This is a genomic window from Rhizobium sp. CCGE531 (assembly GCF_003627795.1).
Taxonomy (GTDB): domain Bacteria; phylum Pseudomonadota; class Alphaproteobacteria; order Rhizobiales; family Rhizobiaceae; genus Rhizobium.
In genome coordinates this window covers 1,109,302-1,123,727 of record NZ_CP032684.1, presented here as the reverse complement: position 1 = coordinate 1,123,727, position 14,426 = coordinate 1,109,302, and the positions used below count along the sequence as shown (strand labels likewise).

The following is a 14,426-nucleotide window of genomic DNA, read 5'->3' as shown; positions in this document are numbered from 1 at the left end:
GGCGGGATCCTATTGCGCGGCGATGACCTCGACTTCGAGCAGCCAGGCCTTATCGAAAATGCCCGCGATCACGACAGTCATGGCCGGCGTGAGGGAGCCCAGATATTCGCCGCGGATCTCGCGGTTCTCCAGGGTGTGGTGGCGGTCGGCGAGAAAGGTGGTGACCTTGACGATATCGTCCTTGGTCATTCCGGCCGCCTTCAGCTGGGCGTCGATGTTGTGCCAGACCTGACGAGCCTGCGCCGGAAAACCTTCCGGCAGAGTATCGTCGACATCAGTCGGAATCTGGCCGCTGACAAAAAGCAATCGCTCGAAATTCTCGAGCTTTACGGCCTGCGAATAGCCGCCGCGGGGCTGCGGCGCATTCTTGGCATTGATGGCATCGCGTTTCATCTCCATCTCCTCACATTCTGAAAAGACCGAAGCGCGTGTCTTCGATCGGCGCGTTGAGTGCTGCTGAAAGCGAGAGAGCCAGCACGTCGCGGCTCTTGCGCGGATCGATGATGCCGTCGTCCCAGAGGCGGGCCGAGGCATAGAGCGGGTGGCTCTGGGTTTCGAACATCTTGAGTGTCGGCGCCTTGAAGGCGGCCTCCTCCTCCTTCGTCCATGGCTTGCCGGCGCGAGCGAGCGCCTCGCCGCGCACGGTGGCGAGCACCCCGGCCGCCTGCTCTCCGCCCATGACCGAGATGCGGCTGTTGGGCCAGGTCCAGAGGAAGCGCGGCGAATAGGCACGGCCGGCCATGCCGTAATTGCCGGCGCCGAAGGAGCCGCCGATCAGCATGGTGATCTTCGGGACTTTGGTCGTGGCAACAGCCGTCACCAGCTTGGCGCCGTTCTTGGCAATGCCCTCCGTCTCGTATTTGCGGCCGACCATGAAGCCGGTGATGTTCTGCAGAAAGACCAGCGGAATCTTGCGCTGCGAGCAAAGCTCGACGAAATGGGCGCCCTTCAGCGCCGACTCCGAGAAGAGGACACCGTTATTGGCGATGATCCCGACGGGAATGCCGTGGATATGGGCAAAGCCGCAAACCAGCGTCGTGCCGTAACGCGCCTTGAACTCGTCGAGCCGGGAGCCGTCCACCATGCGGGCGATGACTTCGCGCACGTCATAGGGCGTGCGCAGGTCGGAGGGGACGATGCCCAGGATCTCTTCGGGATCGTAGAGCGGTGCCTCCGGCGTGCGAAGTTCGACGCTCTCAGGCTTGCGGCGATTGAGGTTGGCGACCGCCTGCCGGGCAAGCGCAAGCGCATGGGCATCGTCGCGCGCCAGATGATCGGCAACGCCGGAAAGCCGCGTATGCACATCGCCGCCGCCAAGATCCTCGGCCGAGACCACCTCCCCCGTCGCGGCCTTGACGAGTGGCGGGCCGGCAAGAAAGATCGTCCCCTGCTTCTCGACGATGATCGTTTCGTCGGACATGGCGGGCACATAGGCGCCGCCTGCGGTGCAGGAGCCCATGACGACGGCAATCTGCGGGATGCCGGCGGCCGACATATTGGCCTGATTGTAGAAGATGCGGCCGAAATGATCGCGATCCGGAAATACCTCATCCTGGTTCGGGAGGTTGGCGCCGCCGGAATCGACAAGATAGATGCAGGGAAGATTGTTTTCCGCCGCAATCTCCTGCGCGCGAAGATGCTTCTTCACCGTGATCGGATAGTAGGTGCCGCCTTTGACCGTAGCATCATTGCAGACGATCATGCAGTCGCGGCCGGAAACGCGGCCGATGCCGGCGATCAGGCCGGCTCCGGGCGCCTCGTCGCCATACATTCCATGGGCTGCGGTCGCGCCGATTTCCAGAAACGGCGTAGCGGGATCGATCAATCCGGCGACACGATCGCGCGGCAGCATCTTGCCGCGGCTGATATGGCGCTCGCGCGCCTGTGCGCCTCCGCCTTCCGCCGCCTGCGACGCCGCGGCCCCGGCGACACCGACCGCTTCGAGCAGCGCGGCGCGATTGTCGCGAAAGCGATCCGTATGCGTCGATATCTCCGATTTCAGGACGGTCATGCGGCCTCGCGGATCGAGTAAAATGGAATTCAAAATCAGGCCGTTTCGCCGAACAACTCACGGCCGATCAGCATGCGCCGGATTTCGGAGGTGCCGGCGCCAATCTCATAGAGTTTGGCGTCGCGCAGCAACCGGCCGGCGGGATAATCATTGGTATAGCCATTGCCGCCGAGCGCCTGGATGCATTCGAGCGCCAGCGCGGTCGCTTTCTCGGCCGAGTAAAGAATGCAGCCGGCCGCATCCTTGCGTGCCGCCTCGCCGCGATCGCAGGCGGCGGCCACCGCATAGACATAGGCGCGCGCGGCATTCATGGTGACATACATGTCGGCAAGCTTGCCCTGCATCAGCTGGAACTCGCCGATCGACTGGCCGAACTGCTTGCGCTCATGCATGTAAGGCAGCACGACATCCATACAGGCGGCCATGATGCCGATGGGACCGCCCGAGAGCACGACGCGCTCATAATCGAGACCGGACATCAGCACGCTGACGCCGCCATCGAGCTGGCCCAGAACATTTTCCTCCGGCACTTCGCAATCGAGGAAAATCAGCTCCGAGGTGTTCGAGCCGCGCATGCCGAGCTTGTCGAGCTTCTGGCCGACGGAAAAGCCGGCGAAGCCCTTCTCGACGATAAAGGCGGTGATGCCGCGCGGGCCGGCATCCAGCGAGGTCTTGGCATAGACGACGAGGACGTCTGCATCGGGACCGTTGGTGATCCACATCTTGCTGCCGTTCAGCACATAGTGGCGGCTGCGCTTTTCGGCATGCAGCTTCATGGAGACGACATCGGAGCCGGCGCCGGGCTCCGACATCGCCAGCGCACCCACATGCTCGCCCGATATCAGCTTCGGCAGGTAACGCTCTTTTTGTGCGGTCGTGCCGTTGCGATGGATCTGGTTGACGCAGAGGTTGGAATGCGCGCCGTAACTCAGGCCGACAGAAGCCGAAGCACGGCTGATCTCCTCCATGGCGACCGTATGGGCGAGATAACCAAGGCCCGCGCCACCGAAAGCCTCGTCGACGGTGATCCCAAGCAAGCCGAGATCGCCCATCTCCTTCCAGAGATGCATCGGAAAACTGTTGTTGCGGTCGATCTCGTCGGCAAACGGCGCGATGCGGTTGCCGGCAAAACGGCGCACCTGCTCGCGCAGCGCCTCGATGTCCTCGCCAAGCGCGAAGTTCAATCCCCCTGCAAACATCCGGCTTCTCCTCCCGATCGTTCCGAACGCATGATCCTTACGAACCTATATCTCTTTATGCCCGCTTCAAGTTTCCGTCGCAGCCGTCATGCCGCATCGGCAGGCACATGCTGCTTGCCTTGCTTCTCCTCAGGCGTCTCATAGGCCTTCAGCTTGTCAGCGATTTTCACCATGATCTTGCGAGCGGCTTCCTCCTTGATCGGTCCGAAGCCTCTTATCTCATCAAACAGCGAAAGGATGGCAAGGGCCTCGGCCTCGTTGTCATGGCGCAGACCGGCAAGCACCCGCTCCGCAATCTTTTCGTAGTCGGCAATCAGGCGGCGCTCCAGCCGGCGTTCGGCCATATAGCCGAAGGGATCGAGGGCGGTGCCGCGCAGCCGCTTCATCGGCGCGAGCGCCCGCAGCAACGGCAGTATCCAGGCGCCGAATTCCCGCTTCTTTGGCCGGCCGTTCGGATCCTTGCCGCCGAGGATGGGCGGGGCAAGGTTGAGAGCCAGCTTGAAATCGCCTTCCATCTCTTCGCGCAGATGCGCCTCGAAAGCGGGATCGGTCAGCAGGCGGGCGACCTCGTATTCGTCCTTATAGGCCAGAACCCGCGCATAGGTGACGGCGACGGCAAAGGGTACCTTGTCCGAAAGCCGCTCCCTTGCAGCCAGCGCATTGGCGCGGGCAACAAAGGCGGCATAGCGTTCGGCAAGCGCTGCATTCTGATAGGCCGTCAGATGCGCTTTGCGATGCTTGATGAGCTCATCGAGGCTCATCTCCGCCAGCGTCTTGCCCGCCTCCGGCTCGGCCATCATGGCATGCACGGCCTGCGGATCATGCGCCAGAAGCCGGCCCCACTGGAAGGCGGAAAGGCTCGCCTTGACCGCGACACCGTTGAGCTCGATCGCCTTTTCGATTGCTTCCAGCGACAGCGGCAGCAGGCCGCGCTGCCAGGCAAAACCGGTCAGCAGGATATTGGTCGATATGGCATCGCCGGTCACCTCGGTCGCGACGTGATTGAAATCGAGGAAGACGGACTTGTCGCTGACGGTCTTGGCGATGGTGTGCTGTATCGAGCCGACCTTGAAATCGAAATCGCGGTTGCGGACGAAATCGGCGACCGGCATCAGGCCGGTGTTGACGATGGCCGCCGTCCGCGTCGACGAGCAGAGCGTGATCGCATCCTTCGAGGCGCCGACCACCTCATCGGCGGCGAGCAGCAGGTCGGCACCGCCATTGACGATGCGCGAGGAGGTGACCTCGGCCTGATTGTGACCGATGCGCAGATGGCTCATGACCGCGCCGCCCTTCTGGGCAAGGCCCGCCATGTCGAGGATCATCGGCACCTTGCCGTCCAGATGCGCTGCCATGCCGAGGATGGCGCCGATCGTCAGGATGCCGGTGCCGCCGACGCCGGCAATGGCGATATTCCACGGCCGATCGCCGATGACCGGGATTTCGGGCATCGGCACATCGACATCGGCATGATCAAGCGCCTTCCGCTTGCGGCGCTTGCCGCCATGAACAGTCACGAAGGACGGGCAGAAGCCTTTGACGCAGGAGAAATCCTTGTTGCAGCTCGACTGGTTGATCTGGCGCTTGCGGCCGAATTCCGTTTCCAGCGGCTCGACGGAGATGCAGTTGGATTGCACCGAGCAATCGCCGCAGCCCTCGCAGACAGCCGGATTGATGAAGACGCGCTTGGCCGGGTCTTCCATCAGGCCGCGGCTGCGGCGACGGCGCTTCTCGGCAGCGCAGGTCTGGACATAGACGATCGCCGAGCAGCCTTCGGTCTCGCGCAGCGTCAGCATCACCTGATCGATATGGTCGCGATGCAGCACCTTGACGCCGGGGGCCATCTCAGAGGCACGATAGGCATCCGGATTGTCCGACAGCAGATAGATCGGCTTGACGCCCTCGTCGTGCAGCTGCTTCGTCACCAGCTCCGGTGTCAGGTAGCCATCGATCGGCTGGCCGCCGGTCATGGCGACGGCGTCGTTATAGAGCAGCTTGTAGGTGACGTTGACCTTGGAGGCGACGGACTGGCGGATGGCGAGAATGCCGGAATGGAAATAGGTGCCGTCACCGAGATTGACGAACATGTGCTTTTCGTCGGTGTAGCGGGCGATCGCCGTCCACGGCACACCCTCGCCGCCCATCTGGGTGAAGGTCTCGGTGTTGCGATCCATCCAAGTGACCATGTAGTGGCAGCCGATGCCGGCAATGGCGCGGCTGCCTTCCGGAACGCGGGTGGACGTATTGTGCGGACAGCCGGAGCAGAAGAACGGCGTACGGTTCAGCGGCGCCACATGGCTGCGGCTGATCTGGCCGCGTTCGGCGAGATAGGCGAGCTTGGCGGCGATGCGGTCATGCAGGCCTTGATCGAGATCGAGCTTGACGATGCGCCCCGCAATGGCTCTCGCGACCGCGCCGACCGTCAGTGCCGCAGACAGGCTGAGATAGGGTTTATCGTGTTCGTCGAACTTGCCGACGATGCGCGGACGGACATCGGCCCGCCAGTTGAAGAGCTGCTGCTTGATCTGGTTTTCGATGATCTCGCGCCGCTCCTCGACGACGAGAACCTCGTCCAACCCTTCAGAGAAATGTCGGACAGCCTCCGGCTCCAGCGGCCAGGGCATGCGCACTTTCAGGATACGCAGGCCGATATCAGCCATTTCTTTCGGGCCGATCTCGAGCTCGCGCAGCGCCTGCAGGACATCCTCGTAGGCCTTGCCGGAGGAGATGATGCCCAAGCGGGCGTTCGGCACATCGTGCGTGATTTCGTCGACGCGATTGGCACGGGCAAAGGCGATAGCCGCATAGGCCTTGTAGGTCTGCAGACGATCGTCCTGAACCAGCGGCGGATCAGGCCAGCGCAGGTTGAGACCGCCGGGAGGCATCTCGAAATCGGTCGGCAGCACGAATTGCCGCCTCTCGCCCGAGAGATCGACAGCGGCCGTCGTTTCGATGGTGTCGGCGATGAACTTCATGCCGACCCAGCAGCCGGAATAGCGCGACATGGCGATGCCGAGCAGGCCGTATTCGAGAAATTCGTGGATGGAAGAAGGGTAGATGACCGGGATGACTGCAGACATGAAATCATGGTCGGTCTGGTGCGGCATGGTGGAGGATTTGGCGGAATGGTCGTCACCGGCGAAACAGAGGACGCCGCCATGCTTGGAGGTGCCGGCGGCATTGGCGTGCTTCAAAACATCGCCGGAGCGGTCGACGCCGGGGCCTTTGCCGTACCAGATGCCGAGTACACCATCCTTGCGGGCGCCGGGGGAAAGGCCGACCTGCTGCGAGCCCCAGACGGCGGTCGCGGCAAGATCCTCATTGATGCCTGGCTGAAAGGTGACGTCGTGGGCGTCGAGGTAAGTCTTGGCTTTCAGAAGCTGCTGGTCGTAGCCGCCGAGCGGCGAGCCGCGATAACCCGATATGAAGGCTGCCGTATTGAGACCGGCAGCGCGGTCACGCCGCATCTGGGTCATGGGCAGCCGCACCAGCGTCTGCAGGCCGCTCATGAAAACGCGGCCTTCTTCTGCGGTATATTTGTCGTCTAGCGATACACTGGTCGCAAGCATCTGCTCTCCTCCCGAGATCGCAGTCACCATTTTCACCAGAAGCCTCCTACCGCTTCCAATGAAATCACGATTCGAATCTAACATGCGCGGGCGCTAATTTCCGAACGAAGGCTGGGCATCAGCAGCATGATTTGCAAAGAATTCGGGGTGACGGCTGATATTTTCGTGCTTGCTCCATGCCTACCACCCGCCCTCGCCCTTCGAGGGCCCTCCGGGCCACCTCAGCAACCGTGTTGGTTGATCCAGGGTGTCCGTCTTCGGACGATTGTGTTGAGGATGGTTGCGAGTTTTCGCATAGCGGCGACGATGGCGACCTTTGGCGGTTTGCCGGCATCGCGCAGCCTTGCGTAGAAGGCCTTGATGGTTGGCGAACAGCGGAGGGCTGACAAGGTCGCCATGTAGAGGGCGCAGCGCACGGCGGACCGTCCACCTGCGATATGGCGCTGGCCGCGCATGGCGCCGCTGTCGTGGGCCATTGGTGCAACGCCGATCAGGGCGGCAAGTTTCTTGTCATCGATGCTGCCGAGTTCAGGGAGTTCGGCGATGAGAATGGCGGCGGTGATCTCGCCGATGCCGGGCACGGAAAGCAAAAGATCGCGCCGTTCGACCATATCGGGTTCGGTCTCGATGGCCAGGGTGATGGCCGTGTCGATGCGGGTAAGCTGCGCCTTGAAGGAGGCAAGCAGCTCGTGAATGAGGGCGGCGATATCCGCAGATGCATGTTCGAGGCGGTTCTTCTCGGCAACGGCCATGTCGATGAGTTGCCGACGGCGGGCCACCAGCGCGGCCAAGGCGATGCGGCCGTCGTCGATATGGGGGATCTGTGCCGGCCGCATCGCCTTGGCGAAGTGCAGGATGACCCGGGCATCGACCTGATCGGTCTTGGCCAATCGGCCACTGGCTCTGGCAAAATCGCGGACCTGGCGGGGATTGACGACGGCAACCGCAATACCGGCCGCCATCAATGTGCGCACCATGCGCATCTCGTAGCCGCCGGTTGCTTCGACGACGACCAGACTAGCTCCCGCGACCGCGGCTGCAAGCCCATCGCAACCTGCCGCATCATTGTTCCATCGCGCCACCGATGTGGCGCCGTCGAGCGCGACGTCAAGATAAGCCTTGGAGACGTCTATCCCGACCATAACATCCTGTGAGGCATTCATGGGTGCTCCTCCTTGCAACGCGGGCTCGAAGCCCAGCCAACCGTTCGAGCAGAAAGGATGCGACAGAGGCGCTTGCTGAGGTACGGGTTCAAGACCCAAGGATGACACGCACCTCCGTCACGCCACCCATCTTACACTATCGCCAACGTACAAGGGTGAGGGCTGGTCATTCATGGCAGCGGTGGTAACCCCTTACGCATGTGCAACGGACTACGCGGCCAACTCCGCCTCATCCTGAGGTGCGGAGCCCACAGGGCGAAGCCTCGAAGGACGAGGCGGCCCCAGCATACACCACTCATCACAAGCTTTCATCGAGATATCAACCGTAAGGCCTTCCGCTCTTCCCAAGCGACCAATAATGTCGCGCCGACTCGAATCTGGGAGACGCATATGCTGACGATCTACGGTGTCTATCGCTCGCGCGCTTCGCGCAACTATTGGATGGCTCACGAGCTCGGCATCGAGTTCGAATCCGTGCCGGTCATCCAGGCCGGCCGGCTGCCCAACCCGCTTGCCGCCGATGCGCCGATCAATACGATGTCGCCGGAGTTTCTGGCCATCAATCCGATGGGCATGATCCCCTGCATCAAGGACGGCGATCTTATGATGCATGAGTCGCTCGCCATCAACCTCTACCTCGCGCGCAAATATGGCGGCCCGCTTGCCGGCAAGACGGTGGAGGAAGAAGGGCAGATGTCGATGTGGACCATGTGGGCCGCGACCGAAGTCGAGCCCTACAGCGTCGCGCTCGTCCGCATCTATGACAATGCCCAGGAAAACAGCGAGGCCGGCAAGGCGGGGATCGCGGTTGCCTGCCGCTCGCTGAAAAAGCCGCTCGACGTCTTGGAGAAGCACCTGCAAAATCAGGACTATCTCGTCGGCAACCGCTTTACCGCCGCCGATCTCAACCTTGCGGAAGTGATGCGCTACGCCCAGACCGAACAGGAACTCTTCGACGCGCGCCCGAAGATGAAAGCCTGGATCGAACGCTGCCAGTCGCGCGATGCCTACAAGGCCATGCAGGCGACGCGCGGCAAGGAGCCGGCCTGACGGCACTTAAATCGCGTAGTGTAAAGCGGCTGCACAGTTTGCGAGACACGCACTATCTTCTTGTTTCGCTGCGCATTCCGGACGGAAAACCGCTGCGCACTTTTCCTGGAACTGCTCTTATTGGAAGAGACGCATGCTCTCTTCCATTTCCTCGTGGATCCAGGCCTTGAAGGCGGTCACCTTCTTCGGTTCGCGCACGCCCGCGGCCGTGACGAAGTAATGGCCGAAACCCGTCTTTGCGCGGATGCCGAAGGGATCGACGAGGCATTTCTGCTTCAAAGCATAGGCAGCCAGGGTCTGCCAGGCGAGCATCACCCCCTGCCCCGCTATGGCCGCATCCAGACAGAGCGACGCGTCGTTAAAGATGTGCCGCTCTTCCATGCAATGGCCTGAAAGCCCGGCCTTGCGCAGCCACACTTCCCAGCCGAACATCGCGTGTCCGTCGATGACGGCGGGGATTTTCAGGAGATCAGCGGGCTCGCGGAGCGTGCCGGCGATCTGCGGCGTAACGACCGGGAATACTTCCTGCGCCAGCAGCAGCTCGGCCTTGACGCCCGGCCATTGCCCGCTGCCGACCCGAATGCCGATATCGACATCCGACGCCGCCGGACTGATCAGCCGCGTGGTGGCATCGATGCGCAGGCGGATATCCGGATGGCGGCTGGCAAATCGATCGAGCCGATATACCAGCCAGCGCGCCGCGAAGACCGGCGCGACCGAAATGGTGAGGATATTCTCGTCCTTGTGCTGCGCGAGGGCGACTGCGGCCGTAAGCGCCTGAAAACCTTCGCCAAGCCTTGCCAGCACCGCCAATCCCGAAGCCGTGACCGCCATGCCCTTGGGCGTGCGCTCGAAAAGCGGGCGACCGAGCTGCGCCTCGGCCTTGATGACCTGCTGGCTGACGGCACCGACCGTCACGCCGAGTTCGTCGGCCGCTGCCTGCAGCGAGCCGAGCCGCCCGACCGCTTCCAGGGCACGCAGGCCATTCAGATGCACGTTGTTGAGGTTTCTCATTATAGAATAACTATAGTAGCATCGCGTCATTCTCAATTGCTTGAAGCGATAATTCGCGCGATTATTGCAGCATGGAATTCAAAACCGCCGCCGCCCGCCCGGCTGATGCCCTTACGGTTGCATCCATGCGGAGATCCAAGGAGGCATGCAATGTCGATCTTGAAGCTTTTCTTTAGTCACTTATTGAATGAGGATCGCAAACCCGAAGACGATCCGCTGCAGCATCCCATGCTTGCGGCGATGTCCCTGGAGGAGCTCGCCGACCTTCCGTTGATGCCGGAAAATCTCGGGCGGCCTATGGACAAGCGACGCGTTCAGCCGGAAGAATGCGCCTGAGAGAGCCTGTTTCCGTGACGCGAGCATGACTTCGAACGTCAATATGGACACCATCGTGGAACGACTGCAGCGGCTTTTGGCCCAAGCCCGACTGCCGGCGGTTGAACCTGGCCTGCATTACGGCCTGCCGGCCCTCAAAGTCGGCGGCAAGGCATTCGTGACGGTGAAGAATAACGAGACCATCGTGCTGTCGCTGCCGATCGACCGCAAGGAACAGCTCATGGAGATGGCGCCGGAGATCTATTTCCAGACCGATCATTATGTCGGCTGGCCTTCCCTGCCCCTGCGCATCACCGCGATCGGCGACGAGGAACTGCAACAGCGCCTGATCGAGGCGTGGCAACACCGCGCCCCGAAAAAGCTTTTGGCAACATTCGGCTGACGCAATCAGCCCTCTTCGATGGCAAGCGCCCTTTGAACGGCCGGACGTTCGAGCATGCGTTGATAGTGGGCGCTCACCTTCGGAAACTGGTTGCGATCGACATTGTCTCCCGGCAACCACTTTGACGTTGTGAAGAGATAACCGTCGGCGACGGTATACTGCTCGCCCATCACCCAGGGTCCTTTCAGCATCTTGCCTTCGAGCAGGGCAAAGCTTTCGGCCATGGTTTGCGGCACCTTGGCCTTCATCGTCTCGATGGCAGCGGCATCGTCTGTCCAGCGAGCGCCGCGTGCCTTGTGCGAATGGTTCACATGGACGGTCGACGACAGATAGCTGTTGAATGCCTGCATCTGCGCGAATGCGAAGGGATCGTCGAGGGGCGCCAGATTCGCGGCGGGCACGATCTGGGCGAGGTAAGCTAGGATCGCGATATTCTCCGTAATGACGCCCTTGTCCGTCACCAGCGCTGGAACCCGGCCCTTGGGGTTGATGGCCAGATAATCCGGCTGGCGCTGATCGCCATTGGCGAGGCTGAGGCGTCGATGTTCGTAAGCAAGACCCGACTCTTCCAGGGCGATGAGACTGGCGAGCGCGCAGCTTCCGGGCGCAAAATAGAATGTCAGCATGTTCCGTTCCTCGATTGGATTCCAAGGGAAGCTAATGGCAACCCGGCAAATACGGAAGTGGCTGATGCTGATGGGCGCTACAAAAGGTTTTGATCGATCGGATCGAAGCCCATCCCCACAACATCGGGCCGCAGGGATGGGCGGCGATGTTTATGCGCAGCCGGGAACGTCTTCCAGCCTGTACCAGACGGGAATGCCACGCTCGCGGGCGATGCGGACATCATTGTCGGCGCCCTTGGAGTCGCCGGGCAGTCTCAGGACACCCTCGCAAAGCTGCAGCAGGCGACCCGCCGTCGGGTGGAAGATCCCCTCGTAGAGATCGTCGCCGATGCTCTTGCCGCCGGCCGCATGCCATACCGGCAGGGCAACCCATTCGCCGATCATGGGCAGATGCCCGGCCTTGAACAGGGCATAGGACGGCTCCTCGAGGCGCTTGAGGTTTTCGGCCATCTTCTTCGGATCGTCGCCGGTGCCGGAGCGATAGGGCCCGGCAATCAAGATCAACATGTCATGTCTCCATTTCCAACTCCTGCTTCCTGCAGGAATTTGCACGAATATGCGCATATTTTCTTGAATGTCGAATCGATTCTGATAGATTCAAGATTATTCGTGAAATAACATGCAGAGACCGACATGCTGACCAGCCAACGCCAAGCCCTCATCCTCGATCGATTGCGCCGGGACGGCCAGGTGATCGCCAAGGCTCTGGCCGACGATCTCGGCCTCTCCGAAGACACGATCCGCAGGGATCTCAGGGAAATGGCGACGGAGAAACTGCTGAAGCGGGTGCATGGCGGCGCGCTGCCGCTTTCGCCTGATCTGCCGGATTTCACGGCCCGGCAGGCGGTCTCATCGGATGCGAAGCGGCGGCTTGGCGCCTATGCGGCCAAAATGATACAGCCGGGCCAGACCGTATTCCTCGATGGCGGCACCACCAATGCCGAGATCGCCCGCCAGCTCCCGAAGGATCTCGCCGTCACCATCGTCACCCACAGCCCGACGATCGCAGGCGAACTGGAGCATCATGCCGCCGCCGAGGTGATCCTGGTCGGCGGCAAGCTCTACAAGCATTCAATGGTGGCGACGGGTGCTGCCGCCATGGCAACGATCGCATCCATTAGGGCGGATATCTTCTTTCTCGGCGTCACTGCCATCCATCCCGCCCGCGGCTTTTCGACCGGCGATTTCGAGGAAGCGGCCATCAAGCGGCATATCGCGCTATGCTCGGCCGAAACCTACGTATTGGCGACGAGCGAAAAGCTCGACGCCGCCTCCCCATGCCAGATCCTGCCAATGAAGGGCGTTTCCGGTCTGATCGTGCCATCCGATGTTGCGGAGGAAAACCTGGCGCCCTATCGGGAGACCGAGGTTCCGCTCTTGCTGGCCTGACGCCGGTTGCGCATCCGCTTCACGGAATTGAGATATCACGCCGGGATTTGTGTCATCGTCATCATGATGCGGTCGAAGATTCATCCTATGCCGATCGGACATCGGCTTGTCTTGCCGTTGTCGCCGGTCAAACCTGCATCACCATGCCCAAGAGATCGCCCGTGAACGAACGCCGCATTCATCAGCTCTTCGAAATCAGCGTCCTGTTGAAGGGCGCGCACGCCCTGATCGAATGCATCGGCGGCATTGTGCTCGCGCTCGTCAGCACCGAGTCCATCCTTCGCCTGGCAAACAGGATCACGCAGCCCGAGCTGCTCAACGAGTCGCATGATTTCATCGCGACACACCTGTTGACCTGGGCGCAGGATTTCTCCGTCGGCACCAAGAACTTCTACGCCTATTACCTACTGAGCCACGGGCTGGTGAAGGTGCTGCTCGTCATCGGGCTGCTCAGGGGCAAGATGTGGGCCTATCCGGCATCGCTGATCGCCCTGGGGCTTTTCATCGTCTACCAGCTTTACCGCTTCACCGACACGCACGGTATCGGGCTCATCATCCTCACCGTCTTCGACCTGGTGGTGATGGTCCTGATCTGGAAGGAATACAGGATCGTCCAGCAACATGTGCTGGCCCGGCAGACGATCGGCTGAACCGGAGAGCGGAGGCTAGGCAGTTAGTATAGCTGCCGGCATGATATCGCCGACATGGATGCCGTTCCAGTTCCTGAACGACCTGTCGGCCATCGCCATGAGACCGGCATGAACCGCGCTCTCCTTTTCGAAGAAACGGGCCAGCGTTGCCGCGACCATGACTTCCGCCGCGCGGCCGGTGCCGTCGTCGCATTTGAGCGCGATGGCGATGCCCTGCTCGGGGATTGCGGCGCAGAACACGCCTTCGGCGCCGGTCTTGGCGAAGATGCGGCCGGGAGCGATCTGCATGAGCCTAGTGCAAGCGCGATCGGTGCCGGCGACATAGAAGGGTTCGGCCATGCAGGCCTCGAACAGCCGGCGCGACGCCTTGGCGCGCAGCGGCTCCAGGCCGACGCCCGTCGCCATCCTGGCAAAGCCATGGGCCAGTCCCTTAAGCGGCACCGCATAGGTCGGGATCGAGCAGCCGTCCGTGCCGCAATTGTCATGGCCGAGAATGGCGCCCATCAGGCTCTGCATGGTGTCGCGGATCTGCTGCTGCAGCGGGTGATCATAGCCGACATAACCTTTCGGATCGATATCCTGATGGCAGCAGGCGCAGACGAAACCGGCATGCTTGCCTGAGCAATTATTATGCAGCGCCGTCGGCTTCTCGATGGTGCGGGCCTGATGGATGAGGGTCTTCTGGTCGAAGGACCAATGCGCGCCGCATTCGAGCGTACCGACATCGCGGCCGGCGCGCGCCAGCATCGAGGCGGCGAGTGCTACATGCTCATCCTCGCCATTGTGGGAGGAGCAGGCGAGCGCCAATTCCTTGTTGCCGAAGCCATAGGCATCCGCGGCACCGCTTTCGACCAACGGCAGGGCCTGCATCGCCTTGCAGGCGGAGCGCGGAAAGACGCCGCTTTCAATATCGCCGACCGAGAAGACCACCTTCCCATCGCCATCGACCGCGACGACGGAGCCGCGATGAAGGCTTTCGACCTGGTTGCCACGGGTGACTTCGACGCAGACCGGATTGGACATGATGGGATGCAGCC

Annotated in this window: 14 protein-coding genes; 5 read left to right on the top strand and 9 right to left on the bottom strand. The window is 61.7% G+C overall.

Going from position 1 to position 14,426, the window contains the following annotated elements:
- Nucleotides 1-9: 9 nt before the first annotated feature.
- The 5 genes from CCGE531_RS05545 to CCGE531_RS05525 form a co-directional block, all read right to left on the bottom strand.
- A complete protein-coding gene (locus CCGE531_RS05545) occupies nucleotides 10-393 on the bottom strand; it encodes a RidA family protein (RefSeq protein ID WP_120663286.1) in 384 nt (127 codons plus the stop codon).
- A gap of 10 nt (nucleotides 394-403) precedes the next feature.
- Nucleotides 404-2,011: a carboxyl transferase domain-containing protein gene (locus CCGE531_RS05540; RefSeq protein WP_120666528.1), complete on the bottom strand. Its 1,608-nt coding sequence runs from the start codon at nucleotides 2,009-2,011 to the stop codon at nucleotides 404-406.
- Nucleotides 2,012-2,046: 35 nt separating this feature from the next.
- Nucleotides 2,047-3,210 (bottom strand): isovaleryl-CoA dehydrogenase, encoded by a 1,164-nt coding sequence (locus CCGE531_RS05535; protein WP_120663285.1) that lies wholly within the window; start codon nucleotides 3,208-3,210, stop codon nucleotides 2,047-2,049.
- An 86-nt stretch (nucleotides 3,211-3,296) separates the two neighbouring features.
- Nucleotides 3,297-6,809, bottom strand: coding sequence for an indolepyruvate ferredoxin oxidoreductase family protein (locus CCGE531_RS05530; protein WP_120663284.1), 3,513 nt, complete (start codon nucleotides 6,807-6,809; stop codon nucleotides 3,297-3,299).
- A gap of 191 nt (nucleotides 6,810-7,000) precedes the next feature.
- Nucleotides 7,001-7,942, bottom strand: coding sequence for an IS110 family transposase (locus tag CCGE531_RS05525; RefSeq protein WP_120663283.1), 942 nt, complete (start codon nucleotides 7,940-7,942; stop codon nucleotides 7,001-7,003).
- A gap of 390 nt (nucleotides 7,943-8,332) precedes the next feature.
- On the opposite strand from CCGE531_RS05525, the gene CCGE531_RS05520 reads away from it, so the two are divergent.
- Nucleotides 8,333-8,992, top strand: coding sequence for a glutathione S-transferase family protein (locus tag CCGE531_RS05520; RefSeq protein WP_120663282.1), 660 nt, complete (start codon nucleotides 8,333-8,335; stop codon nucleotides 8,990-8,992).
- A 117-nt stretch (nucleotides 8,993-9,109) separates the two neighbouring features.
- Here the strand turns inward: CCGE531_RS05520 and CCGE531_RS05515 are convergent, their stop codons facing one another.
- Nucleotides 9,110-10,006: a LysR substrate-binding domain-containing protein gene (locus CCGE531_RS05515; protein ID WP_120663281.1), complete on the bottom strand. Its 897-nt coding sequence runs from the start codon at nucleotides 10,004-10,006 to the stop codon at nucleotides 9,110-9,112.
- 150 nt (nucleotides 10,007-10,156) lie between these two features.
- Between CCGE531_RS05515 and CCGE531_RS05510 the strand changes: the two genes are divergently transcribed.
- Nucleotides 10,157-10,342, top strand: a complete 186-nt coding sequence (locus tag CCGE531_RS05510) for a hypothetical protein (protein WP_120663280.1) — start codon at nucleotides 10,157-10,159, stop codon at nucleotides 10,340-10,342.
- Between the two features lie 25 nt (nucleotides 10,343-10,367).
- Entirely contained in the window at nucleotides 10,368-10,724 is a 357-nt protein-coding gene (locus CCGE531_RS05505; protein ID WP_120663279.1) for an MmcQ/YjbR family DNA-binding protein, read from the top strand.
- A gap of 5 nt (nucleotides 10,725-10,729) precedes the next feature.
- Here CCGE531_RS05505 and CCGE531_RS05500 read toward each other — a convergent pair whose 3' ends face one another.
- Nucleotides 10,730-11,350 carry a glutathione S-transferase N-terminal domain-containing protein gene (locus CCGE531_RS05500; RefSeq protein ID WP_120663278.1) on the bottom strand — a complete coding sequence of 207 codons (621 nt, stop codon included), beginning with the start codon at nucleotides 11,348-11,350 and terminating at the stop codon, nucleotides 10,730-10,732.
- A 150-nt stretch (nucleotides 11,351-11,500) separates the two neighbouring features.
- Complete coding sequence (locus CCGE531_RS05495) at nucleotides 11,501-11,857, bottom strand: DUF4406 domain-containing protein (RefSeq protein WP_120663277.1); 357 nt, start codon at nucleotides 11,855-11,857, stop codon at nucleotides 11,501-11,503.
- 126 nt (nucleotides 11,858-11,983) lie between these two features.
- Here CCGE531_RS05495 and CCGE531_RS05490 point away from each other — a divergent pair, with 126 nt between their 5' ends.
- Nucleotides 11,984-12,739: a DeoR/GlpR family DNA-binding transcription regulator gene (locus CCGE531_RS05490; protein ID WP_120663276.1), complete on the top strand. Its 756-nt coding sequence runs from the start codon at nucleotides 11,984-11,986 to the stop codon at nucleotides 12,737-12,739.
- 161 nt (nucleotides 12,740-12,900) lie between these two features.
- Nucleotides 12,901-13,389: a DUF2127 domain-containing protein gene (locus CCGE531_RS05485; RefSeq protein ID WP_120666526.1), complete on the top strand. Its 489-nt coding sequence runs from the start codon at nucleotides 12,901-12,903 to the stop codon at nucleotides 13,387-13,389.
- A 15-nt stretch (nucleotides 13,390-13,404) separates the two neighbouring features.
- Here CCGE531_RS05485 and CCGE531_RS05480 read toward each other — a convergent pair whose 3' ends face one another.
- Nucleotides 13,405-14,412 carry an asparaginase gene (locus CCGE531_RS05480; RefSeq protein ID WP_120663275.1) on the bottom strand — a complete coding sequence of 336 codons (1,008 nt, stop codon included), beginning with the start codon at nucleotides 14,410-14,412 and terminating at the stop codon, nucleotides 13,405-13,407.
- Between the last annotated feature and the right edge of the window lie 14 nt (nucleotides 14,413-14,426).